Source organism: Streptomyces sp. NBC_01296, assembly GCF_035984415.1.
GTDB lineage: Bacteria > Actinomycetota > Actinomycetes > Streptomycetales > Streptomycetaceae > Streptomyces.
Genome location: NZ_CP130720.1, coordinates 5,675,030 through 5,699,352 on the forward strand (window position 1 = coordinate 5,675,030; position 24,323 = coordinate 5,699,352).

20 protein-coding genes and 2 tRNA genes are annotated in these 24,323 nt (G+C 69.7%); 19 read left to right on the top strand and 3 right to left on the bottom strand.

Annotation, left to right across the window (positions count from 1 at the left end; genetic code table 11):
- Positions 1-20: 20 nt before the first annotated feature.
- A tRNA-Gly gene (locus tag OG299_RS25790) sits at positions 21-91 on the bottom strand.
- A gap of 169 nt (positions 92-260) precedes the next feature.
- Here OG299_RS25790 and OG299_RS25795 point away from each other — a divergent pair.
- The 6 genes from OG299_RS25795 to OG299_RS25820 all read left to right on the top strand — a co-directional run bounded on the left by OG299_RS25795 (position 261) and on the right by OG299_RS25820 (position 5,369).
- Positions 261-337: transfer RNA gene (locus OG299_RS25795), tRNA-Pro, on the top strand.
- Positions 338-500: 163 nt separating this feature from the next.
- Positions 501-1,904 (top strand): trigger factor, encoded by a 1,404-nt coding sequence (gene tig / locus OG299_RS25800; RefSeq protein WP_266629262.1) that lies wholly within the window; start codon positions 501-503, stop codon positions 1,902-1,904.
- A 323-nt stretch (positions 1,905-2,227) separates the two neighbouring features.
- Complete coding sequence (locus OG299_RS25805) at positions 2,228-2,845, top strand: ATP-dependent Clp protease proteolytic subunit (RefSeq protein ID WP_266629264.1); 618 nt, start codon at positions 2,228-2,230, stop codon at positions 2,843-2,845.
- A gap of 86 nt (positions 2,846-2,931) precedes the next feature.
- A complete protein-coding gene (locus tag OG299_RS25810) occupies positions 2,932-3,603 on the top strand; it encodes an ATP-dependent Clp protease proteolytic subunit (RefSeq protein ID WP_323179072.1) in 672 nt (223 codons plus the stop codon).
- A gap of 153 nt (positions 3,604-3,756) precedes the next feature.
- Complete coding sequence (gene clpX, locus OG299_RS25815) at positions 3,757-5,043, top strand: ATP-dependent Clp protease ATP-binding subunit ClpX (protein WP_030159377.1); 1,287 nt, start codon at positions 3,757-3,759, stop codon at positions 5,041-5,043.
- 113 nt (positions 5,044-5,156) lie between these two features.
- Entirely contained in the window at positions 5,157-5,369 is a 213-nt protein-coding gene (locus OG299_RS25820; protein ID WP_327362773.1) for a hypothetical protein, read from the top strand.
- A gap of 55 nt (positions 5,370-5,424) precedes the next feature.
- Here the strand turns inward: OG299_RS25820 and OG299_RS25825 are convergent, their stop codons facing one another.
- Positions 5,425-6,354 (bottom strand): hypothetical protein, encoded by a 930-nt coding sequence (locus OG299_RS25825; RefSeq protein ID WP_266629271.1) that lies wholly within the window; start codon positions 6,352-6,354, stop codon positions 5,425-5,427.
- A gap of 128 nt (positions 6,355-6,482) precedes the next feature.
- Between OG299_RS25825 and OG299_RS25830 the strand changes: the two genes are divergently transcribed.
- The 6 genes from OG299_RS25830 (at position 6,483) to OG299_RS25855 (ending at position 15,480) form a co-directional block, all read left to right on the top strand.
- The gene (locus OG299_RS25830) at positions 6,483-9,104 is read left to right on the top strand and encodes a valine--tRNA ligase (protein WP_266629273.1); all 2,622 of its coding nucleotides are present in this window, start codon (positions 6,483-6,485) and stop codon (positions 9,102-9,104) included.
- Between the two features lie 156 nt (positions 9,105-9,260).
- Positions 9,261-10,670, top strand: coding sequence for a glycoside hydrolase family 26 protein (locus OG299_RS25835; RefSeq protein ID WP_327362774.1), 1,410 nt, complete (start codon positions 9,261-9,263; stop codon positions 10,668-10,670).
- Between the two features lie 8 nt (positions 10,671-10,678).
- Positions 10,679-11,467, top strand: coding sequence for a hypothetical protein (locus tag OG299_RS25840; protein WP_327362775.1), 789 nt, complete (start codon positions 10,679-10,681; stop codon positions 11,465-11,467).
- 24 nt (positions 11,468-11,491) lie between these two features.
- Complete coding sequence (locus OG299_RS25845; protein ID WP_327362776.1) at positions 11,492-12,940, top strand: glycosyltransferase family 2 protein; 1,449 nt, start codon at positions 11,492-11,494, stop codon at positions 12,938-12,940.
- Entirely contained in the window at positions 12,937-14,235 is a 1,299-nt protein-coding gene (locus tag OG299_RS25850) for a glycoside hydrolase family 113 (protein WP_327362777.1), read from the top strand. Before OG299_RS25845 ends, OG299_RS25850 begins: the two co-directional genes overlap by 4 nt.
- 96 nt (positions 14,236-14,331) lie before the next feature.
- Complete coding sequence (locus OG299_RS25855) at positions 14,332-15,480, top strand: sensor histidine kinase (protein ID WP_327362778.1); 1,149 nt, start codon at positions 14,332-14,334, stop codon at positions 15,478-15,480.
- Between the two features lie 16 nt (positions 15,481-15,496).
- Here OG299_RS25855 and OG299_RS25860 read toward each other — a convergent pair whose 3' ends face one another.
- Complete coding sequence (locus OG299_RS25860; RefSeq protein WP_327362779.1) at positions 15,497-16,546, bottom strand: rod shape-determining protein; 1,050 nt, start codon at positions 16,544-16,546, stop codon at positions 15,497-15,499.
- A gap of 117 nt (positions 16,547-16,663) precedes the next feature.
- On the opposite strand from OG299_RS25860, the gene folC reads away from it, so the two are divergent.
- The 7 genes from folC to mrdA all read left to right on the top strand — a co-directional run bounded on the left by folC (position 16,664) and on the right by mrdA (position 24,323).
- Positions 16,664-18,193, top strand: a complete 1,530-nt coding sequence (folC, locus tag OG299_RS25865) for a bifunctional tetrahydrofolate synthase/dihydrofolate synthase (protein ID WP_266629287.1) — start codon at positions 16,664-16,666, stop codon at positions 18,191-18,193.
- 3 nt (positions 18,194-18,196) lie between these two features.
- A complete protein-coding gene (locus OG299_RS25870; protein ID WP_266629289.1) occupies positions 18,197-18,541 on the top strand; it encodes a DUF4233 domain-containing protein in 345 nt (114 codons plus the stop codon).
- 75 nt (positions 18,542-18,616) lie between these two features.
- Positions 18,617-19,030 (top strand): nucleoside-diphosphate kinase, encoded by a 414-nt coding sequence (ndk, locus tag OG299_RS25875; RefSeq protein WP_327362780.1) that lies wholly within the window; start codon positions 18,617-18,619, stop codon positions 19,028-19,030.
- A 293-nt stretch (positions 19,031-19,323) separates the two neighbouring features.
- Positions 19,324-20,343, top strand: coding sequence for a rod shape-determining protein (locus tag OG299_RS25880; protein ID WP_008738981.1), 1,020 nt, complete (start codon positions 19,324-19,326; stop codon positions 20,341-20,343).
- Between the two features lie 127 nt (positions 20,344-20,470).
- Positions 20,471-21,415 (top strand): rod shape-determining protein MreC, encoded by a 945-nt coding sequence (gene mreC, locus OG299_RS25885; RefSeq protein ID WP_266629293.1) that lies wholly within the window; start codon positions 20,471-20,473, stop codon positions 21,413-21,415.
- A gap of 15 nt (positions 21,416-21,430) precedes the next feature.
- Positions 21,431-22,135 (top strand): rod shape-determining protein MreD, encoded by a 705-nt coding sequence (gene mreD / locus OG299_RS25890; RefSeq protein WP_327362781.1) that lies wholly within the window; start codon positions 21,431-21,433, stop codon positions 22,133-22,135.
- A 13-nt stretch (positions 22,136-22,148) separates the two neighbouring features.
- A complete protein-coding gene (gene mrdA / locus OG299_RS25895; RefSeq protein WP_266629297.1) occupies positions 22,149-24,323 on the top strand; it encodes a penicillin-binding protein 2 in 2,175 nt (724 codons plus the stop codon).

Here is a 24,323-nt window from a genome sequence, read left to right on the forward strand (position 1 = left end):
CCTGGCCCTTCGTGCTTCAGAGCGGGCGACGGGAATCGAACCCGCGTAGCTAGTTTGGAAGACTAGGGCTCTACCATTGAGCTACGCCCGCAACACGTGCGCCGCAGGTCCGGGGGACCGCGGCACGGACAGCATCCTAGCGGGTCGGGCCGGGGGAGTGCACACCGCATTACGCGCCCGCGGTGCGGCGTCCGGAAACGTTCGCTCAAAACCCCGCGCATCGGAGGGTCTCCGGGCATGTACCCTACGTGTCGCACCGACGGGGTGTGGCGCAGCTTGGTAGCGCGTCCGCTTTGGGAGCGGAAGGTCGTCGGTTCGAATCCGGCCACCCCGACCACCGGCATCGCCATCACAAGATCGCGTTGTGGGCTGATTGCCGCTTGCGGTTACTATGCAAGCTGCGTGCCCGTGTGTCTGATGTACCGGGCCGAATCCGCCGAACCGCTGAATCGCAGCGCGGACGCAGAACCCCAAGCAGTCAGCCACAAGGAGACCGAACCGTGAAGAGCGCCGTGGAGACCCTGAACCCGACTCGGGTTCGGCTCACTGTTGAGGTGCCCTTCGAGGAGCTCAAGGACAGCCTCGACGCGGCGTACAAGAAGATCAACCAGCAGGTCACGGTGAAGGGCTTCCGCAAGGGCAAGATCCCCGCCCGGGTCATCGACCAGCGCTTCGGTCGCGGTGCGGTGCTGGAGGAGGCCGTCAACGACGCCCTCCCGAAGTTCTACACCGAGGCCGTCAACGAGGCCGACCTGAACCCGCTGGGCCAGCCTGAGGTCGACATCACGGAGCTGAAGGACGGCGAGCTGCTGGCCTTCACCGCCGAGGTCGACGTCCGCCCCGAGATCGAGATCCCGGACTACTCCGGCATCGAGGTCGAGGTCGACGCGGTCGAGGTTTCCGACGAGGACATCGAGAAGTCGGTCGAGCAGCTGCGCGGCCGCTTCGCGTCCACCAAGGACGTCGAGCGCGCGGCCGAGGACGGCGACGTCGTCACCATCGACCTCGAGGCCAAGGTCGACGGCGAGGTGCTGCCGGACGGCGTCGCCTCCGACGTCTCCTACACCATCGGCTCGGGCGAGCTCCTCGAGGGCATCGACGACGCCGTCAAGGGCCTGGAGGCCGGTGGCGAGGCCACCTTCACCTCCCAGCTGAAGGGCGGCTCCGCCGAGGGCAAGGACGCCGAGGTCACCGTCAAGGTCACCAAGGTCTCCGCCAAGGAGCTCCCGGAGCTGGACGACGAGTTCGCGCAGATGGCGAGCGAGTTCGACACCCTCGAGGACCTCAAGGCGGACAGTCGCAAGCGCCTCGAGAACATGAAGCAGTACGACCAGGCCACGCAGGCCCAGGAGCGCGTCCTGGAGAAGCTGCTGGAGCTCGTCGAGGTGCCGATCCCCGAGAAGCTCCTCGCGGACGAGGTCCAGACCCGCAAGCACAACCTGGAGCACCACCAGCTCGGCCAGATGGGTCTGACCATCGAGAAGTACCTGGAGTTCCAGGGCAAGACGGTCGAGGAGTTCGACGCCGAGACCTCCGAGCAGGCGATCAAGGGCATCAAGACCCAGTTCGTCCTCGACGCGCTGGTCAACAAGGAGAAGCTGGGCGTCGACCAGGAGGAGCTCACCGAGCACCTCATGCGCCGTGCCGCTTCTTCCGGCATGTCCCCCGACCAGTTCGCCCAGGCCGTCGTCGAGGGTGGCCAGGTGCCGATGCTCGTCGGCGAGGTCGCCCGCGGCAAGGCCCTCGCGGTCGTCGTCGAGGCCGCCAAGGTCGTCGACACCAACGGTGAGGTCGTCGACCTCTCCGACGAGGACGACGAGGTCGAGGCCGCCGCCGAGACCGTCGAGGCCGTCGTCGACGGTGACGCCGACGCCGCCGAGGCGCAGGCCGACGAGGCCAAGTAACACCCTGGGCGCCGCCCCGCGCGGCGCCCGCTGAGCAGCACCCCGAAGGGCCCGTACGCAGCCGTGTACGGGCCCTTCGCACACTCCGTGCACGGCGCCGTCCACAGGGCCTGCGCCCGGTCCCCGAAGGGCCCGCGGACCTTGCGCTCCGAGCGAACAGTTCGGGAAGCGGGATGGCGTTGTCCGACCTGCGCGTTAGGGTCCATGAATACGAGGGCACGGGAGTACCCGGAAGCAGGCGGCCACCGCCGCCCCGATCGGTCCGCGCCCCAGAACGAGACGCTGAGACGGCATGTGGCCGTCGGAGACGAGCAGGTGGATACGTGACGAATCTGAAGCCTTACGCCGCGGGTGAGCCGTCCATCGGTGGCGGCCTCGGCGACCATGTCTACAACCGGCTGCTCGGCGAGCGCATCATCTTCCTCGGCCAGCAGGTCGACGACGACATCGCCAACAAGATCACGGCGCAGCTCCTCCTCCTGGCCGCGGAGCCGGATAAGGACATCTACCTGTACATCAACAGCCCCGGCGGCTCGGTGACGGCGGGCATGGCGGTCTACGACACCATGCAGTACATCCCGAACGACGTCGTCACCATCGGCATGGGCATGGCGGCCTCCATGGGCCAGTTCCTGCTCACCGGCGGCGCCCAGGGCAAGCGCTTCGCGCTCCCGAACACCGACATCCTGATGCACCAGGGTTCCGCCGGCATCGGTGGCACCGCCTCGGACATCAAGATCCAGGCCGAGTACCTGCTGCGCACGAAGCAGCGCATGGCAGAGATCACCGCCCACCACTCCGGCCAGACCGTGGAGGCGATCATCCGCGACGGCGACCGCGACCGCTGGTTCACCGCGGAGGAGGCCAAGGGGTACGGCCTCATCGACGAGATCATCTCCGCCGCGTCGCTGGTCCCGGGCGGCGGCGGCACCGGGGCCTGATCCCGGCCCCGGCGCGCGGGGCCTCGTACGAGGCCCCGTACGCCCGCTCGCACCCGGCAAGCCCCAGCCCGCAGAACGCCACCAGGATGGTGAACACCCAGATGCACATGAACAACCTCTCTCCCGCGAGCGGCCTCTACACCGGCGCACCGGTGGACAACCGCTACGTCGTCCCGCGCTTCGTCGAGCGCACCTCGCAGGGCGTGCGCGAGTACGACCCGTACGCGAAGCTCTTCGAGGAGCGCGTGATCTTCCTCGGCGTGCAGATCGACGACGCCTCCGCCAACGACGTCATGGCGCAGCTGCTGTGCCTGGAGTCGATGGACCCGGACCGCGACATCTCGATCTACATCAACAGCCCCGGCGGCTCCTTCACCGCGCTGACGGCCATCTACGACACGATGCAGTTCGTGAAGCCGGACATCCAGACGGTCTGCATGGGCCAGGCGGCCTCCGCCGCCGCGGTCCTGCTGGCCGCCGGCACCCCCGGCAAGCGCATGGCGCTGCCGAACGCCCGTGTGCTGATCCACCAGCCGTCGGGCGGCACCGGCCGCGAGCAGCTCTCCGACCTGGAGATCGCGGCCAGGGAGATCCTGCGCATGCGTGACCAGCTGGAGACCATGCTGGCCAAGCACTCGACCACGCCGATCGAGAAGATCCGCGAGGACATCGAGCGCGACAAGATCCTGACGGCCGAGGACGCGCTCGCGTACGGCCTGATCGACCAGATCGTCTCGACCCGCAAGAACTCCCACTGATCCTTGCCGCCAGTTGGCGTGGGCACGTCGTCACATTCGGCGATGTGAACCACGTCAAGGGGGCCCCGTACGGGGCCCCCGGCAAGGTACCGTCGGATATGAGGCACCAGGAGCGCTGAACCAAGCGTCTCCCAGGCGAAGGGGAAGCACCTCGTGGCACGCATCGGTGACGGCGGCGACCTGCTCAAGTGCTCGTTCTGCGGAAAGAGCCAGAAGCAGGTGAAGAAGCTCATCGCAGGACCCGGTGTGTACATCTGCGACGAGTGCATCGACCTCTGCAACGAGATCATCGAGGAGGAGCTCGCCGAGACCTCCGAGGTCCGGTGGGAGGAACTCCCCAAGCCTCGTGAGATCTACGAGTTCCTGGAGAGCTACGTCGTCGGCCAGGAGCCGGCGAAGAAGGCCCTCTCGGTGGCGGTGTACAACCACTACAAGCGGGTCCAGGCCGGCGAGAACGGCGGCGCGCAGGGCCGGGACGACGCGATCGAGCTCGCGAAGTCCAACATCCTGCTGCTGGGCCCGACGGGCTCGGGCAAGACGCTCCTCGCCCAGACGCTCGCGCGCATGCTGAACGTCCCGTTCGCCATCGCCGACGCGACGGCGCTGACGGAGGCCGGGTACGTCGGCGAGGACGTCGAGAACATCCTGCTCAAGCTGATCCAGGCGGCCGACTACGACGTCAAGAAGGCCGAGACCGGGATCATCTACATCGACGAGATCGACAAGGTCGCCCGCAAGAGCGAGAACCCGTCGATCACGCGCGACGTGAGCGGCGAGGGCGTGCAGCAGGCCCTGCTGAAGATCCTCGAGGGCACGACGGCCTCGGTCCCGCCGCAGGGCGGCCGCAAGCACCCGCACCAGGAGTTCATCCAGATCGACACGACGAACGTGCTCTTCATCGTGGGCGGCGCCTTCGCCGGCCTCGAGAAGATCATCGAGTCGCGTGCGGGCGCCAAGGGCATCGGCTTCGGGGCGACGATCCGCTCGAAGCGCGAGATCGAGGCGAGCGACCAGTTCCAGGAGGTCATGCCGGAGGACCTGGTGAAGTTCGGGATGATCCCGGAGTTCATCGGCCGTCTGCCCGTGATCACCTCGGTCCACAACCTGGACCGCGAGGCGCTGCTGCAGATCCTGGTGGAGCCGCGGAACGCGCTGGTGAAGCAGTACCAGCGGCTGTTCGAACTCGACGGCGTCGAGCTGGACTTCGAGCGCGAGGCGCTGGAGGCCATCGCGGACCAGGCGATCCTCCGCCAGACGGGCGCGCGCGGCCTGCGCGCCATCATGGAAGAGGTCCTGATGTCGGTGATGTACGAGGTCCCGTCCCGCAAGGACGTGGCCCGCGTGGTCATCACCTCGGACGTCGTCCGCTCGAACGTCAACCCGACGCTGGTCCCCCGCATCGTCCCGAAGGACCAGGGCCCGCAGGAGAAGTCGGCGTAGCCGTCACGACGCACGCGAAGGGGCGCCCGGCCACCGGCCGGGCGCCCCTCTGCGCTTCGAAGCGTGCAGTCGGCGTCCTGGCCGCGACGTTCGCCGCAGCCGACCTCCCGATCATGGCGGCTTCGCCTGCGTCGGCCTCGTCGGCCGACTGCCAGGTCTACCTGCGCAACGTGGGCTACAACGTGGGCCCGCAGGTCGAGAATTCATGCAATGCCGGCGCCGCATGGGACATGAGCGGACTGAACCGTCACGCCTGTTACGTGTCCTTGGTGAACCTCGGAGTGAAGGTCAACGACGCCTCCACGGCTTGCTACCGGCTGGCCTGACCGTGTGGGGCAGGTCGGCGCGGGGCGTATGCCCCCACGCCGTCCGTCCGTCCGGTCAGGCCTTGACGCGGGCGGTGTTGTAGAGCTTGGCCGCAAGTTCGGAGGTCTGCTCCAGGGTGTAGCCCGTCTTGCCGGCCAGGACAGAGGCCAGGTCGGTCGCGCTGACCACGCTCAGGGTGCTGTAGTCACCCCAGATGCAGACCGGCAGCGTGAACTCCTTCGGCCCCTTGGCCGTGGTGCTCGTGCTCGTGGAGGTGAACTTCATCTCCTGGCACTTCATCACCGCGCCGCTGAACCCCGACGGAGTCACTGCTTGGGGGCTCCCGATCAGGTCCACCGACATGGACTTGTCCTTGCCGGCGTTGAGCTTGGCCGTGGCGAAGTACGCGTCCACAGCCTTCTCCGGGTCCGCGATGTCGCCGTACAGACCCGAGAAGTTCAGGGCCTTGGCCGACAGAGGGTTGCTCGGGTCGCCGGCCTGGTACTGCTGGGCCACCTTGGTGGGGTTCTTGATCCCCATGGCCTCGGCTTCGGTCTTGTCCTTGTCGCTGAGGGGCGTGTCCTTGTACTTCGGGTCCTTCTTGAAGTCGTTCACCGTCTCCGGGGCGACCAGCTTGTAGCCCTTGGTGGCGGACGAGACCGAGCCCGAGGCGCCGCCGCCCTTCGTGAAGTACCAGCCGGCGCCCGCGATGACCGCCACCGCGACGACGACGGCGACGATCACGCCGCCCTTGGACTTCTTCGGCTGCTGCGGGGCTATCCCGCCGTACGGGGGCTGCTGCGGGTAGCCGTAGCCCGGCTGCTGCTGCGGCGGCTGCTGGGGGTAGCCCTGCGGAGGCACGCCCGGCGGGGGCTGCTGGGGGTAGCCGTAGCCGGGCTGCGGGGCGGGCTGCCCGTACGGTCCCGGCTGCTGCGGGGGGCCTCCGTAGGGTCCCGGCTGCTGCGGCGGCTGGCCTCCATACGGTCCCGGCTGGTTGTAGCTCATGCCCGCGTCCCCCTTCAGGAATCCTTATGCGTTTCAGACATCCTGTCGGAAGCCCATCGCCCACAGGGCGCCGGGCCCCCTGATTACCGGTTTCATGACTGGACTGTTACGGCTCTAAACTGTGCCTCGTGACCGAGAACACGCAGACACCCAGCAGCCCCAACTCCGAACTGCCGACCGCGTACGCTCCGGCCGAGGTAGAGGGGAAGCTCTACGAGCGCTGGGTGGAGCGTGGGTACTTCACGGCCGATCCCGCGAGCGAGAAGCCCGCGTACACCATCGTCATCCCGCCGCCGAACGTCACCGGCTCCCTGCACCTGGGGCACGCCTTCCAGCACACGCTCATGGACGCCCTGACCCGCCGCAAGCGCATGCAGGGCTACGAGTCCCTGTGGCTGCCCGGCATGGACCACGCCGGTATCGCCACCCAGAACAAGGTCGAGCAGCAGCTCGCGGAAGAGGGCAAGTCCCGCCACGACCTGGGCCGCGAGGAGTTCGTCGAGCGCGTCTGGCAGTGGAAGGAAGAGTACGGCGGCAAGATCCTCGGCCAGATGCGCCGCCTCGGCGACGGCGTCGACTGGTCGCGCGAGCGGTTCACCATGGACGAGGGCCTCTCCAAGGCCGTCCAGACGATCTTCAAGAAGCTCTACGACGACGAGCTGATCTACCGCGCCGAGCGCATCATCAACTGGTGCCCCCGCTGCCTCACGGCCATCTCCGACATCGAGGTGGAGTACCAGGAGGACGCGGGCGAGCTCGTCTCGATCAAGTACGGCGAGGGCGAGGACACCCTCGTCGTCGCCACCACCCGCGCCGAGACGATGCTCGGTGACACCGCCGTGGCCGTCCACCCGGACGACGAGCGGTACGCGCACCTCATCGGCAAGCGGATCAAGCTGCCGCTGACCGACCGGACCATCCCGGTCGTCGCCGACACGCACGTCGACCCGGAGTTCGGCACCGGCGCCGTCAAGGTGACCCCGGCGCACGACCCGAACGACTTCGCGATCGGCCAGCGCCACGACCTGCCCTCCATGACGATCATGGACGAGCACGGCATCATCACCGTCCACGGCCCCTTCCTCGGCCTGGACCGCTTCGAGGCCCGCTCCGCGGTCGTCGGGGCGCTGCGCGAGCAGGGCCGGATCGTCGCCGAGAAGCGCCCGTACCTGCACTCCGTCGGGCACTGCTCCCGCTGCCGCACCACCGTCGAGCCGCGCCTGTCGCTGCAGTGGTGGGTCAAGGTCGAGACGCTGGCCAAGGCCGCCGGCGACGCCGTCCGCGACGGCCGCGTCTCGATCCACCCCGAGGAGATGTCGAAGCGCTACTTCGACTGGGTCGACAACCTCAACGACTGGTGCATCTCGCGCCAGCTGTGGTGGGGCCACCGGATCCCGGTCTGGTACGGCCCGGACGGCGAGATCGTCTGCGTCGGCCCGGACGACGAGGCGCCCACCGGCGAGGGCTGGCGCCAGGACACGGACGTCCTCGACACCTGGTTCTCCTCCGGCCTGTGGCCGTTCTCCACGCTCGGCTGGCCGGAGAAGACCCCGGACCTGGCGAAGTTCTACTCCACCGACGTCCTGGTGACCGGCCACGACATCATCTTCTTCTGGGTCGCCCGGATGATGATGTTCGGCCTGTACGCCATGGACGGCGAGGCGCCCTTCAAGACCATCGCGCTGACCGGCCTGGTCCGCGACGAGCGCGGCAAGAAGATGTCGAAGTCCTTCGGCAACGTCGTCGACCCGCTGGACTGGATGGACAAGTACGGCTCCGACGCCGTCCGCTTCACCCTGGCCAAGGGCGCCAACCCGGGCACCGACGTGCCGATCGGCGAGGACTGGGTCCAGGCCTCCAGCAAGTTCGCCAACAAGATCTGGAACGCCACGCGCTTCGCGCTGATGAACGGCGCCACGATCGAGGGCGACCTGCCGCCGGTCGAGCAGCTGTCCGCGACGGACCGCTGGATCCTGTCCCGCCTGAACAAGACGGTCGCGCAGGTCGACGCGTACTACGAGGACTTCCAGTTCTCGAAGCTCAGCGAGGCGCTGTACCACTTCGCGTGGGACGAGGTCTTCGACTGGTACGTCGAGCTGTCGAAGACGACGTTCTTCGCGGGCGGCGAGCAGGCCAAGGTCTCCGGCCGCGTGCTCGGCGAGGTCATCGACGTCATGCTGCGGCTGCTGCACCCGGTCGTCCCCTTCGTCACCGAGACGCTGTGGACCACGCTGACCGGCCGCGAGTCGCTCGTCATCGCCGAGTGGCCCAAGGACAGCGGCTTCCGCGACGAGGCCGCCGAGGCGGAGATCGAGCGCGTCCAGGCCGTCGTCACCGAGGTCCGCCGGTTCCGCAAGGAGCAGGGCCTCCAGGACGGCCAGAAGGTCCCGGCCCGCCTGGACCTGACCGGTACGGCGCTGGCCGCGCACGAGGCGGCCGTGCGCCAGCTGCTGCGCCTCCAGCCGGAGGGCGAGGGCTTCACCGCCACCGCCACCCTGCCGGTCGCCGGCGCCACCGTCGCACTCGACCTGTCGGGCACGATCGACGTCGCCGCCGAGCGGGGGCGCCTCTCCAAGGACCTCGCGGCCGCGGAGAAGGAGAAGCAGCAGGCCGAGGCGAAGCTCGGGAACGAGGCCTTCCTGGCCAAGGCCCCCGACAACGTCGTGGACAAGATCAAGGGCCGGCTGGCCAAGGCCGAGGCGGACATCGCCCGGATCCAGGCCCAGCTCGAGACGCTGCCCGCGGCGTAACACGTACAAACGGTGAACCACACGTACATACGGTGAACCTTCGGCCCCCGAGTGCATCGCTCGGGGGCCGACGCGTAGGGTGACAGCGGCCCCGGGGGTTCCGTGCAATCGGCAGGGGCCATCGTCGGCCGGCTGTCGACCGAGGGGGGTCTCGGAGTGTTGGGTCGTGACGTGCCGGGCCGCCCGGTCTTACGCCGCGAGCTGAAGCGCCGCAATCTCCTCCTGGGCGCGGCGGCCACCGCGGCCACCGGCGGCGCCCTCGCCGGAGTCGCGGCCTTCAGCACTTCGCGCGCGCCCGCCGCCGCACTCCAGAAGGACCTGCTGTCGCGGGACCCCAAGGCCTCCAAAGGGGCCCGGTCCGTGTACCGGTTATTGGCCGGGCTGGAGGCGGACGCCCGGGCAGGACGGCGCCGCGGCACCCTCATGGGCCAGCACGCCGAGGTGCACAACGAGCGGTACAACCCGGAGTACGGCGACCACAGCGGTCCCAAACCGCCCGGCTACTACTACCGCAAGCCCCAGGACATCACCGGGAAGCTGCCGGCCTTCCTCGAACTGGACCTGGGCCCCGGCTACCAGCAGGAAAGCTGGGGCGTGGGCGAGGCCCGGGACTACTCGCGCGCCGCCTGGCCCGCCCGCCGCGAGTTCTGGACCTACACCAACGACGTCGTCGACCTCGCCATGGCCGTCTGGCACGGCCTGCCCCGCAAGGACGACGGCTCGTACAACCCGACCGGCACCGAACGCCTCTGGAACGGCACCAAGACCGTGCTGCCGGCCAACGGGGGAGCGCCCGCGGGCCTGGTCGGGATGTCGTTCCACCAGCCGTGGCCGGGCAGCCCGGTCAAGAGCTACGACCAGACACTGCGCCGCAGCGCGCCCTCGGCGAAGGACCCGGGCTGGATCGACCGGGTGCTCACCCCCGGTTCCGCCGAGCACGGGGCGCTCCTGCTGGACCTGTCGTTCCTCGCGGACCACCTCGGCTACCTGGCCGCGTACGACGTACCCGTACTGCTGCGCCCGTACCACGAGATGAACTCGCTCGGCGGGGAGCAGAGCTTTTGGTGGGCGGGGCTGAAGCCCCAGCAGTACACCGCCCTCTGGGAGTTGCTCTACCACTACCTGGTGGGCTCCCGCGGACTGCACAACCTGATCTTCGTATGGGCCCCCACCGCCTGGGACGGCATCCACGGCAGCGAACCCTGGGACTTCTACCCGGGCGCCGAGTACGTGGACGTGGTCGGGGTCGACGACTACAGCGGAACGCCGGACAACCCCTTCGACCCGGCCGCCTGGACATCGACGTGGCACCGCGGCCTCGAGGACTACGGCAAGCCGCGGATCCTCGCGGAGTCCTTCCACGTGCCGCTGGGCGCGGCGCAGCGCACGACGCTCGACAAGGCCCCCTGGGTGCTGTGGACCGTGTGGGGCGACGGACTCACGGCGAAGAACCCGAACGCCGATGTGCAGCAGACGTACGACGACCCCAAAACGATCACCGGCGGCCGGGAATCCGGGCCCGCGGGCGTGCAATGGCTCGCCTTGCACGACGGAACATCCGAATAGGAGTGAAGTTGAGCGCGTCAACGCCACGCGCCCACCGTGTGGCCGCCTTCGTGGCCATGGGCTGGGCAGGCATCCTGCTCCTCTGGGCCTTGTACAACTGCTTCTGGCAGGTCGGCGTCGCCGACTTCCTGCAGGGCATCGTGTACTACGGCACGGGCGACGGCTCCGGAACTGCAGAGACGTTCAACCTCAACTGGGGTGTCGTCTATGTGGCGGGCGGGCTGTTGGTCCTGCGGGGGAACACCCTCGGGCGGGGCATCGTCATCGGCGGCGCCGCCATCGAGGGCTACAACCGGGTGCGCAGTCTGTCGGGTGCGCTCTTCGACGAGAAGCAGGCCGAGTACTTCACCACGACCGTCCAGGGCGGGCTGAAGCTGGCGACCTTCGCCGCCGGTGTCCTGGTGACCGGCACGCTCATCGTGCTGCTGCTGCGGGACTTCGCGGTGTACGAAGCGTGGCAGCCGCCGGTGAACCCGTGGACCCAGCAGGCCAACGAGGCCCGGCAGGCGCAGCAGGTGCCCCAGCAGCAATCGCCGCAGCCGTCCCACGGGTTCGGGGCCCCTCCGGCCTACCCGGCGCAGCCCGGGCCGCAGTTGCCGCAGACGGGCTATGGGCAGCCGCAGCCGCAGCCGCAGCCGCAGCCGCAGCCGCAGCCGCAGCCGCAGCCGCAGCAGCCCCAGCCCTACCCGCCCCGGCAGCCGCAGCCCGGTTACGGGCCCGGCCCGTACGGCAGTCAGCCCGCCTGGCCCCAGCAGCCCCAGCAGCCCCGGCAGTCGCCGCCGCAGCAACAGCAGTAGTAGGAATCCCGAAGGACCTCTTCCATGACCCTCGCCCCCGTACAAGAGGTCGCGCCCACGTCGCGGCGCGATGCGAAGCTGGTGCAGCGCCTTGCCGACTGGAAGCCAGGCATGGCGGCCTTCGTGCTGCCCTTCCTGCTCCTCGCCGGCTTCGGCCTGTGGTCGTTCAAGCCGAATCCGACCCCGCTGGGCTGGACGCTGTCGGTCGTCTGGTCGCTGCCCGGCATAGGCGTCATGGTCGGCCTCCAGGGCGCCGTGCTGATCCGCCGCCGGCTGCGCAAGTCGCACGAGATGGTCCCGCCGACGCCGGTGGAGGAGGACTTCCTCATCGTGCTCGTGCCGACCATCGGCCGCCACGACACGTACCCGGCGCTGGAGCGCTCGGTCCTCAGCTACGTGGAGCACCTGCCTGCGTACTTCCCCTGGATGCGGGTCGACGTGCTCACGGAGGAGGGCTGCGAGGCGACCGAGCAGATCGACGGCCTGGCCGCGATGAACCCCCTGATCCGCGTGGTCACGGTGCCCAAGGCGTACCAGACGGAGAACGGAACGCGTTTCAAGGCCCGCGCCAACCACTACGCGCACGAGCTGCGGATCGACGAGGGCGAGGCCCTCGACGACATCTGGGTGCTGCACATGGACGACGACACCGGGGTCGGCCCCGACACCGCCGCGTCCATGGCCCAGTTCGTCAACCGCCAGCGGCGGGACGGCGACGAGGGCAAGCACATGGCGCAGGGCATCCTCGCCTACCCGCGCGAGAACGCCGTGAACCGCTTCACCTGGCTCGCCGACGCGGTCCGCCCCGCCGACGACATCGCCCGGTTCCGTGCCCTCACCGGCCTCGGCACCCCCGTCGCCGGCGTGCACGGCGAGCTGTTGCTGCTCCGCGCCTCCATCGAGGCGACCATCGGCTGGGACTTCGGCCCGAAGGCCATCGTCGAGGACGCGCAGCTGGCCCTGGCGTTCTGCCGCGAGTACCCCGGCCGCAGCGACTGGTTCAACGGCCGCTGCTACGGCGCCTCCCCGGCCACCACCAGGGACTTCATCAAGCAGCGCGAGCGCTGGGCGTGGGGCCTGGTCGCGCTGTGCTTCAACCGCACGGTGCCGTTCCGGTACCGCTGGTTCCTGCTGCTCTGCGTGGCCACCTGGGTCTTCGGCCCGCTCCAGCACATCGCGACCGTGGTCTTCGTGGCCTGGCTCATCGGCGACTTCAACACCTCGCCCGTGGCCCAGTCCGTCGTGATCATGTGGGCGCTCAACTTCGCGTACGTCATCTGGACGTACTGGGAGGGGCTGCGGCTCAACGCCCTGGTCTCGGCGAACGGCAGGCGGCGCTGGTGGGAGCCGATCGTCGTGCTCGCCCTCATCCCGGTGTTCTCCGTCATGGAAGGGCTCGGCGGCCTGCGCGGGCTGATCAAGTTCATCAAGCGCGAAGAGAACAAGTTCGTCGTCATAGCCAAGCCCGCGTGAGAAAACGAGAGTCCCTCGTGAACAACGAGAAGAACCAGAAGAACCAGGACGAGAAGAAGAAGCGCTCCAAGGTCCCCCTGCTCGCGATCCTCCCGGTGACCGTGACCTGCCTGGTCATCGGCCTCCCGTTCGTGGTCGGGGACCACCCGCTGCGCTGGCGGTCGGGCTCCGTGAAGCCGGTCCTGGTCCTGCACGACTCCACCCGCGCCAAGGGCGGCGACGCCCCCGCCGCCGCCGGCGCGGGCGACGCGGCCGAGGAGCCCAAGGCGGCCGAGCCCGTCGGGCCCGCGCTGAAGGTGGACAAGCCCTGGAAGGCAGGCATGCCCGAGTGGGGCGTCCAGATCTTCTGGGAGGACGAGAAGGAACACAGCGACGCGTACGTCGAGAAGCAGGCGCGCCGGCAGGCCGACTACCTCGTCGGGCTGAAGGCCAACGCCGTGTCCGTCTCCTTCCCCTTCTACACGGAGGGCCGCACCTCGACGAAGCTCGCGGCGGGCAAGAGCACCCCGACGCCCGAGCACCTCGAGACGGTGCTGCGCGTCTTCCACGAGGCCGGACTGCGCACCACCGTCCGCCCGACGCTGGACGAGGCGGTGCTCGTTCCTCCGGCGGGCTGGCGCGGCAACATCAAGCCGACCGACAAGGAGGCCTGGTTCGATGCGTACGAGGCCCTGCTCGGCCCGTACCTGGACGTGGCACAGCAGCAGCAGGCGGCCACGTTCGTGATCGGCACCGAGCTGAACTCGATGGAGGGCCACCCGGGCTGGAAGGGCCTGATCACGGCGGCCGAGAAGCGGTTCCAGGGCGAGGTGTCCTACGACGCCAACTGGGACAACTACGTGGGCGGCCACATCGACGTACCGGTCAAGCGGCTCGGCGTCGACGCGTACTTCCCCGTCAAGGTCGCCGACGACGCCCCCGTCGACCAGCTCGTCGACGGCTGGAACACCTGGCTCGACAAGAAGACCAAGGGCCCGCTGCCGCGGATCGTGCTCGCCGAGGCGGGCATCAGCGCCATGGACGGGGCGTACCACGCCCCCGGCGACTTCTATGCGCGGCGCAAGCTGAACCCCGCAGTGCAGGCCAACTGGTACAAGGCGGTCTGCCAGGTCGTCCGGGAGCGGAAGATGACGGGCGTCTACTGGTGGTCGGTCTCCTTCGATGCCGACCCCAAGGCCGCGCCCAAGGAGGAGGACTCCCGGCTCAACTTCGCGGGGCGCCCGGACTCCGAGCGGGAGATCCGGTCCTGTTTCGGCTCCGATTACGCGGGCCCGGGCACCGATCCCGCGCCCTGACGGGTTGTGTCCCGAGTTGTCCGGAGTGTCGGACATCACGTTTTCGGCCCGCTTGGCCGATCCGATCCCCCTCGCCGAGCACGGATGATGGAGGGCATGCACGTCCCGCCCGTCGCCCCGGTGCTCCGCCGGGCCGCGGCCACCGGCCGCCGGCTCGCCGAGAGCTGGACCGGGTCTCCACGGGCGCTTGACGTGCTCACCGCACTCAGCTGCCTCGGCCTGATGGCACTGGACCTGCCGGGCCTGGCCGCCGCGGACAACTCGCTCAGCGGCCCGATGGCGGCCGTCGTGCTCGCCGCCGGGTGCTCGAGCCTGGTGGTGCGCCGCCGGGTGCCCTGGGTCTCGTACCTCATCGCACTGCTCTTCATCGGCTGGCTGCACGAGCTGACGCTGATCCAGTTCGCGCTCTACTCGGTCGGCCGCTTCCGGGGGCGCCGGCCCGCGGTCCTCGCCACCCTCGGGTACATCGCCTTCGCGCTGATCGTCTTCAGCGTCCCGGGCTGGCCCGAACCGCAGGCCCGGACCCTCAGCGCGTTCCTGAGCCTGGTCGTGCCCATCGGGGTGCTCGCCTCGGCCGTCGGCATCGCCGCCTACCGGCACGACCTGGTGCGCGAGCTGGCCGCCCGGCGGGCCGAATCGGCCGTCCTGCAGGCGGTCCAGCAGGAGCGCACCTCGGTCGCCCGCGACGTCCACGACTTCGTCGGCCGGGAGCTGACGCTGCTGACGGTGCGCTCCGAGGTGCTGTCGGTGCGGGCGCGCAAGTCGGCGCACGCCAAGGACTTCGAGGAGCTGGCCGACACCGCGCGCCGGGCCCATCTGGTGCTCAACGAGATCATCGTGCAGCGCGGGGAACGGGCCGCGACCCCGGGGGTGGAGGGGCTGCCGGCCCTCGCGGAGGAGAGCGGGCGGGCCGGTTCGCCCGTGCGGCTGGCCCTGGATCCGCAGGTGCACGGGCTGTCGCCGCTGCGGCAGGCCGCGGTCTACCGGGTGGTGCAGGAGTGCCTGACCAATGCGGCCAAGCACGCCTGTGGGGAGACCATCGACGTGTCGATCGCGGCGGACGGCCCGCAGCTGCGGATCGCGGTCAGCAACGGCCTGCCCGCCCGTACGCCCACGCGCGCCCCCGTCTCGGCCGGCTCGGGCACGGCGAGCATGTCCGAGCGCGTGCGCAGCCTGGGCGGAACCCTGACGGCGACGCGCACGGAGGACTCGTACACGGTGGTGGCCACCCTCCCGCGCGGATAGCCGGGGACGGCCGCGGTCAGGCCTTCGCCGGGACCAGCAGGCCGTTCAGGGTGTCCAGGTCCTCCACGCACCTGCCGGAGCCCAGGGCCACGCAGTCGAGCGGGGCGTCGGCGACGAAGACCGGGATCCCGGTCGCGGAGGCCGTCCGCAGGTCCAGGCCGGGCAGCAGTGCGCCGCCGCCGGTCAGGACGATGCCGTGCTCCATCACGTCGCCGGACAGCTCGGGCGGGCACTCCTCCAGGGTGCTGCGCACCGCGGCGATGATCGCCTCGACCGGCTCGCCGAGCGCGGCCCGTACGTCGGCCGCGCCCAGCGAGAGCGTCTTCGGCATGCCGCCGACCCGCTCGCGGCCGCGCACCGTGAAGGTGCGGGTCTCCAGCTCCGGCCGGTCCGGCACCGGCCAGGCGGAGCCGATGCCGACCTTGACGTCCTCGGCGCTGCGCTCGCCGATGAGCAGTCCGTGCTCCTTGCGTACGTAGTCCATGATCGAGGCATCCAGCCGGTCCCCGCCGACCCGCAGCGACCGGGACGTGACGATCCCGCCGAGCGAGATGACGGCGACCTCGGTGGTGCCGCCGCCGATGTCCACCACCATCGAGCCGCGCGGCTCGGCCACCGGCAGGCCCGCGCCGATCGCCGCCGCCATCGGCTCCTCGATCAGGTGGACGGCCCTGGCCCCGGCCCGGGTCGAGGCGTGGACGATGGCCCGCCGTTCGACCGGGGTGACCCCGGAGGGCACGCAGACGACCATCCGGGTGCGCGGTCGCCGCCCGGGCACGGCCTTGCGGACGAAGTGCCGGATCATCTCCTCGGCCGCCTCGTAGTCGCAGATGACCCCGTCCTTCAGGGGGCGGATCGCGGTGATGGAGCCGGGAGTGCGGCCGATGGTCTCCTTGGCCTCGGTCCCGACGGCCAGCGCGGTGGTGGTGCCCGCCTTCACGGCGACCACGGACGGCTCATTGAGGACGATTCCGTGCCCCCGGGCGTAGACCAGGGTGTTGGCGGTCCCCAGATCGATCCCTATGTCGCGGCTGGAAGCGGACGTCTTACTGCTGGCCTGCGGCATTTGTTCCCCTATCTCCTGCCCGCAAGGCTTGCATAACGATCCGGTCGCAACGGGCGCCGAACGTCCTGAAACGGCCGGGTCGAAAGTCCCCGGGCCCCCCGTCCGTAGACTGGCCCCGTGAGTGAGCAGCAGCCCGAGAGCAACGGACCCGACGACCGCGACGAGACCCTCGAGGTCTTCGACCGGATCGTGGCCGAAGAGTCCGACCGCGACCCCGACCTGGCGGTGATCGAGGCCGGCAGCCGCACCCTGCGCGCCCAGGCCGGACCGCCCCAGGGAGACCCGGTGCCCGCGCACCCCCTCGACCCGGAGGTGACGAGGGCGCTGCAGGAGGTGGAGCAGGAGCTCGCCACCCGCTGGGGCGAGACCAAGCTGGAGCCGTCCGTCACCCGGATCGCCGCCTTGATGGACGTCCTCGGCGAACCGCAGCGCGCGTACCCGTCCATCCACGTCACCGGCACCAACGGCAAGACCAGCACCGCCCGCATGATCGAGGCGCTGCTGAACGCCTTCGAGCTGCGCACCGGCCGCTACACCAGCCCGCACGTGCAGTCGGTCACCGAGCGGATCAGCCTGGACGGCGCGCCGATCAGCGCCGAGCGCTTCATCGAGACGTACTACGACATCAAGCCGTACGTGGAGATGGTCGACGCCGCCGAGGAGTTCCGGCTGTCCTTCTTCGAGGTGCTCACCGGTATGGCGTACGCGGCCTTCGCGGACGCCCCGGTCGACGCGGCCGTCGTCGAGGTCGGCATGGGCGGCACCTGGGACGCGACCAACGTGATCGACGGCTCGGTCGCGGTGATCACCCCGATCAGCCTGGACCACACCGACCGCCTCGGCGCCACCCCCGGCGAGATCGCCCAGGAGAAGGGCGGCGTCATCAAGCAGGACGCCACCGTGATCCTGGCGCAGCAGCCGGTGGACGCGGCGCAGGTGCTGCTGAAGAAGGCCGTCGAGGTCGATGCGACGGTGGCCCGCGAGGGCATGGAGTTCGGCGTCGTCGCGCGCGAGGTGGCGGTCGGCGGGCAGATGCTGACGCTGCGCGGCGTGGGCGGCGAGTACGACGGCATCTTCCTGCCGCTGTACGGGGCCCACATGGCGCACAACGCGGCGGTCGCGCTGGCGGCGGTCGAGGCCTTCTTCGGCGTCGGCGCGCAGCAGTCGCGGGAGCTGGACCTGGAGACCGTGCGCAGGGCCTTCGCCTCGGTGACCTCGCCGGGCCGGATGGAGGTCGTGCGGCGCAGCCCGACGGTGGTCCTGGACGCGGCGCACAACCCGGCCGGCGCGCAGGTCACGGCGGAGGCGGTGACCGAGGCGTTCGGCTTCAGCCGGCTGATCGGGGTCGTGGCCGCGAGCGAGGGCAAGGACGTGAAGGGGGTCCTGGAGGCCTTCGAGCCGATCTTCGCGGAGGTCGTCGTCACGGAGAACTCGAGCCACCGGGCGATGTCCGCGGACGAGCTGGCGGCGGTCGCGGTCGAGGTCTTCGGGCCGGACCGGGTGCAGGTGGAGCCGCGGCTGGACGACGCCCTGGAGGCGGCGATCACCCTCGCGGAGGAAGAGGCGGAGTACGGAGGGGCCGGGGTCCTGGTGACCGGGTCCGTGATCACGGTGGGCCAGGCCCGCCTGCTGCTGAAGAGGGGCTGAGGGATGCGCACGCTGTGTGCTTCGACGCTGATCGGCGAGTTCTTCGTGATCGGCTTCGCGGGGCTGGTCGCCATGAAGAACCCGGATCTGACCCAGGCCACGGTCTGGACGGTCTGCGGGGTCGCCATGCTGCTGTCGGTGCTGCTGTGCGGGATGCTGTCGCGTCCCGGCGCGGTGCAGATCGGCTGGGCCCTGCAGATCGGCCTGATCCTGAGCGGGGTCTTCGTGCCGATGATGTTCTTCCTCGGTGCGGTGTTCGCGGGGCTGTGGTGGTGCTCGGTGCACTACGGCGGCAAGATCGACGCGATCAAGGCCCGGTGGGCCGCACAGAGCGAGGCGCAGGCCTGACGGGCCCGTGCGCCGGGCGGGTCCCGCCCCTGTAGCCTCGGGTGACCGCACCCGTTTGCCGCAAGGAGTTACAACATGACCCAGCGCACGCTCGTCCTGCTCAAGCCGGACGCGGTCAGGCGTGGCCTGGTGGGCGAGATCATCGGCCGCATCGAGCGCAAGGCCGGCTGGAGCATCCCGGCGCTGGAGCTGCGTACGCTCGACCGGGGCATCCTGGAGCAGCACTACGCCGAGCACGTGGGGCGCCCGTTCTACGAGCCCCTCATGGGCTTCATGGCGAGCGGCCCGATCGTGGCCCTCGTGGTGGAAGGGGAACGCGTGATCGAGGGTGTCCGCCAGTTGGCCGGACCGACCGACCCGATCGCCGCGGCGCCCGGCTCCATCCGGGGGGACTTCGGCACGATCACCCGGGAGAACCTCATCCACGCCTCGGACTCCGAGGAGTCCGCCGAGCGTGAGCTGAAGCTGTTCTTCCCCACCCTCGGATGAGTCCTTCCTGACGTAACATCAGCCGAATAGCGCTCATGACCTGGGGCGACCGAAGTAATTTCGGTCGCCCTTCGGTATTGCCGGGCACTTGCGGGAACGCATGGGCAGGACACGTCGTCACCACATAGGGGGCGGGTTTCCGTTCCGGCGGGATTGCCGGAGTCCCGTCGCGCGGTGTTCATACTTGCGGCACTACGATGGGGCCTCCACCCACACACCCACCTCGCCGACCTGACAGCAGCCGCTATCAACTGGAAGGCCAGACGCTCCTCATGGGGAACAAGGGGAACAACATGTCGTTCATCGGCCGTGACATGGCGATCGACCTCGGGACCGCCAACACGCTGGTGTACGTGAGGGGCCGGGGGATCGTCCTGAACGAGCCGTCCGTGGTCGCCATCAACACGAACACCGGCGGCATCCTGGCGGTCGGCTCCGAGGCGAAGAAGATGATCGGCCGGACGCCCGGCAACATCGTCGCCGTAAGGCCCCTCAAGGACGGCGTCATCGCCGACTTCGAGATCACCGAGCGTATGCTCCGGTACTTCATCCTCAAGATCCACAAGCGCCGCTACCTGGCCCGTCCGCGCGTCGTGGTCTGCGTACCCTCCGGCATCACGGGAGTGGAGCGGCGCGCCGTCATCGAGGCGTCCACGCAGGCCGGCGCCCGCCAGGTGCACATCATCGAGGAGCCCATGGCCGCCGCCATCGGCTCGGGCCTGCCCGTCCACGAGGCCACCGGCAACATGGTCGTGGACATCGGCGGCGGTACCACCGAGGTCGCCGTCATCTCCCTCGGCGGAATCGTCACGGCGCAGTCCATCCGGGTGGCCGGCGACGAGCTCGACAACGCGATCATCCAGCACATCAAGAAGGAGTACTCGCTCCTCCTCGGTGAGCGGACCGCCGAGCAGATCAAGATCACCATCGGGTCGGCCTACGACCTCGACAAGGACGAGCACACCGAGATCCGCGGCCGGGACCTGGTCTCGGGCCTGCCCAAGACGGTCGTGATCTCCGCGGCCGAGGTCCGCAAGGCCATCGAGGAGCCGGTCAACGCCATCGTCGACGCGGTCAAGACGACCCTCGACAAGTGCCCGCCGGAGCTCTCCGGCGACATCATGGACCGCGGCATCGTCCTGACCGGCGGCGGCGCCCTGCTGCGCGGGCTCGACGAGCGGCTGCGCCGTGAGACGGGCATGCCGATCCACATCGCCGAGGACCCGCTCGACTCCGTGGCGCTCGGCTCCGGCAAGTGCGTGGAGGAGTTCGAGGCGCTCCAGCAGGTCCTGGACGCCCAGCCCCGGCGCTGATACAGACCCCCGTCCGGGGGCCATGCGGAACACAAGGATCCGCCGTACGGGTGCTGCCGCGCCCGTGCGGCGGATCGTTGATATACAGACGAAGAAGAATCCGACGAGGAAGGCACGGCCGCCGCACGTGAGGGACACACGAGAAAGCCGGCTGCTCCTGGTGCTCATGATCGCCATCGCGTTCGCATTGATCACGGTGGACATCAGGGCAGGCGAGGAGTCACCGGTCGACGGCGCCCGGCAGGCCGCCGCAGCGGTCTTCGGCCCGGTCGAGGAAGGCGTGGCGACCGCGGTCGATCCGGTCGCCAACGCCATAGGGGCGGTACGGGACTCCGGCGAGCGCCACAACCGCATCGCCACGCTGGAGCGCGAGAACGCGGCGCTGAAGGCCAAGCTGGGCAGCGACGACCAGACCCGCAGCCGCATCCGCGAGCTCGACGAGATGCTCAAGCGGGCCGGCGCCGGTCAGTACGGCATCAAGGGCGCCGAAGTCATCGCCATAGGAGCGGCCCAGGGCTTCTCCTGGACCGTCACCATCGACGCCGGCAGCAAGGACGGCATCGAACGCGACATGACCGTCCTCAACGGGGAAGGGCTCGTCGGCCGGGTCGCCACCGTCGGCCCCGACACCGCCACCGTCGTCCTCGCCAACGACCCCGACTTCACGGTGGGAACCCGCCTGGAGAAGACCGGCGAGCTCGGCTTCGCCACCGGGCAGGGCGACCGCGCCCTGTCCGTGCAGATGCTCAACGGCAAGGCCAAGGTCAACCCCGGCGACCGGCTCGTCACGTTCGGCTCCCGCGGCAACAAGCCGTTCGTGCCCGGCGTCCCGATCGGCGAGGTGGTCAAGGTCGACCCCTCGCGCGGCGACCTGACCCGCACCATCTGGGTCCGCCCGTTCGTCGGCTTCTCGCGCCTGGACATCGTCGGCGTCGTCGTCATGCCGCCCCGCGAGGACCCGCGCGACGCCGTGCTGCCCCCCAAGCCCGAGGTGAAGCCCACCCCGACGGTCACCGTCACGGTCACCCCGTCCCCGTCCGCCAGTGTGCCCGGCAAGCCGGCCGACGAGTAGGAGCTGACTGCCCCCATGCGCTTCAACCGGATCCTGCTCTCGGCCACGCTCATCGTGGTCGCCCTCGTCGTCCAGGTCTCGGTCCTGGGCCGGCTGCAACTGCCCGGCGCCGTACCCGACCTGGTCCTGCTCACCGTCGTCGCCCTCGCCCTCGTCTACGGGCACCTCAGCGGCGCGCTCATCGGCTTCGCCGCGGGCCTCCTCGCCGACCTGGCCCCGCCCGCCGACCACGCCGCCGGGCGGTACGCGCTCGTGCTCTGCGTCATCGGGTACGCCGCCGGCCTGGCCCGCCCCGACTCCGGGCGGTTCCGCTCCGCCTGGGGCCCGATGATGACCGTCGTCGCCGCCGCCATCGGCTCCACGCTGCTCTACGCCGGCGTGGGCGCCCTCGTCGGCGACACCGCGGCGCGCCACGTCGGGCTCACCGGGCTGCTGTTCACCGCCACCCTCTACGACCTGCTGCTCGCCCCGTTCACCGTGCCGTTCATCATGGCGCTGGCCCGGCGCGCCGAGAGCGACCCGATGGCCGTCGAGGCGAACGGCGGACAGGCCAAGGCCGCCGACGTGTCCTCCGGCTGGCTCTCCGGCGGCACCGGCCTGCGCATCGGCAGCCAGCGCGGCGGCCTGCGCCTCAAGACCGCGCGCAGCCGCGCCAACAAGGCCGGCCGGATAAAGGGCGTCAAGGGAATCAAGAGTGTGAAGAGCATCAAGAAGCTGTGAGGGGGGAGCTCCCGTGACCAACGTTCCCGAGACCGGCCGCACCTCCCGGGTGCAGATCCGGCTCGTCATCCTCCAGGTGCTCGTCCTCTCCTTCCTCTTCACCCTCGGCGGGCGCCTGTGGTATCTCCAGGTCCGCAACGGCGCCGAGTACTACCACGAGGCCAAGAGCAACCACGTCCAGCAGGTCGTCCAGCCGGCCGTCCGCGGCTCGATCCTGGACGCCCGCGGCGTCCCCCTCGCCGACAACGAGACCCGCCTGGTCGTCTCCGCCAGCCGCACGGCGCTGATGAAGATGAAGGACAAGGGCAAGGACGTCCTGACCCGGCTCTCCGACGTACTGGACATGAAGCCGCAGGACGTCATGAACAAGGTCCGCGTCTGCGACTCCCAGACGCCCAAGCCCTGCTGGAACGGATCCCCCTACCAGCCCATCCCGGTCACCACCGAGGCCACCACCCAGCAGGCCCTGCAGATCCGCGAGCGCCCCGAGGAGTTCCCCGGCATCACCGCCGAGCCGACCGCCGTACGCCGCTACCCCGCGCCCGGCGGCGCCAACACCGGCCAGGTGCTCGGCTACCTCTCCCCGGTCACCGACGACGAGATCCAGAAGGCCAAGAACACCAACTCGCCCCTGCTGCGCTCCGACCAGGTCGGCCGCTTCGGCCTGGAACGCACGTACGACAGGACCCTGCGCGGCAAGTCCGGCGTCACCCGCTACGAGGTCGACAACCTCGGCCGCGTCATGGGCCAGGCCAAGAACGACCCGTCCATCCCCGGCGCCCACCTCGTGACCAGCCTCGACGCCCGTGTCCAGGGCGTCGCCGAGTTCGAGCTGAACGCGGCCATGATCGAGGCCCGCAAGCAGATCGACCGCAACACCGGCGTCCCGTACAAGGCCGACGCCGGCGCCATCGTCGTCCTCGAGTCCAAGACGGGCCGCGTCGTGGCCATGGCCTCCAACCCGACGTACGACCCGAACATCTGGGTCGGCGGCATCTCCGGCAAGGACTACGCGCGGCTCACCGCCAAGGAGTCCAACGTCCCGCTGATGAACCGGGCGATCCAGGGCCAGGCCGCCCCGGGCTCCATCTTCAAGGTCATCCCCACCGCGGCCGCGGTCAACGCCGGGTACGACTTCGACGGGAACTACCCCTGCCCGAGCTCCTACGCGATCGGCGGCCAGGTCTTCAAGAACTTCGAGTCCCAGGGCCACGGCTCCATCACCCTCGGCCGGGCCCTCGAAGTCTCCTGCGACACCGTGTTCTACGCCCTCGGCCACCAGCAGTGGATCAAGGACGGCGGGCTCCACCCGAAGAAGACCCCGGCCGAGATCTTCTACAAGACCGCCCACCAGTTCGGCCTCGGCGCCGAGACCCATGTGGACCTGCCGGGCGAGGAGAAGGGCCGGGTCCCCGACCGCCGGTGGAAGCAGAAGTTCTGGGAAGCCAACAAGGACATGTGGTGCAAGACCGGGAAGAAGGGCGGCACCTACGTCGAGCTGCTGTCCTACGAGAACTGCCTCGAGGGCAACCTCATGCGCGCCGGTGACGCCATCAACTACTCCATCGGCCAGGGCGACACCCTGGTCACCCCGATCCAGATGGCCACCATCTACGCCGCCATCTCCAACGGCGGCACCATGTGGAACCCGACCATCGGCAAGGCCGTCATCAGCGCCGACGGCAAGCACACCGAGCCGATCCCGCCGCAGGCCCACGGCAAGCTGCCCATGACCGAGGTCACCCGCCGCAAGATCGGCGCCGCCCTGGAGGGCGTCGCCACCCGCGGCACCGCCGCCTGGCGCTTCGGCGGCTGGCCGCAGAAGCAGATCCCCATGCACGCCAAGACCGGTACCGCCGAGGTCTACGGCAAGCAGACCACCTCGTGGTTCGCCACGTACACCGAGGACTTCACGATCGTGATGACGATCTCCCAGGGCGGTACCGGTTCCGGTGCTTCCGGCCCCGCCGTCCGCAACGTCTACAACGCCATCTACGGTCTCGACATGGCCGGCAAACAGGACGTCAACAAGGCCTTTCTGCTCAAGCCGGAGGCCAAGCTGCCCACGATCCAGCCCGACGGCTCCATCGTCGCCCCCGACATCAAGCCGTACGTGCCCCCGTCCCCGGAGGAACCGGTGCCCGCGCTCGCCGGTCCCCCCGCCCCGCCCGTCGCGCGGCAGGACTGA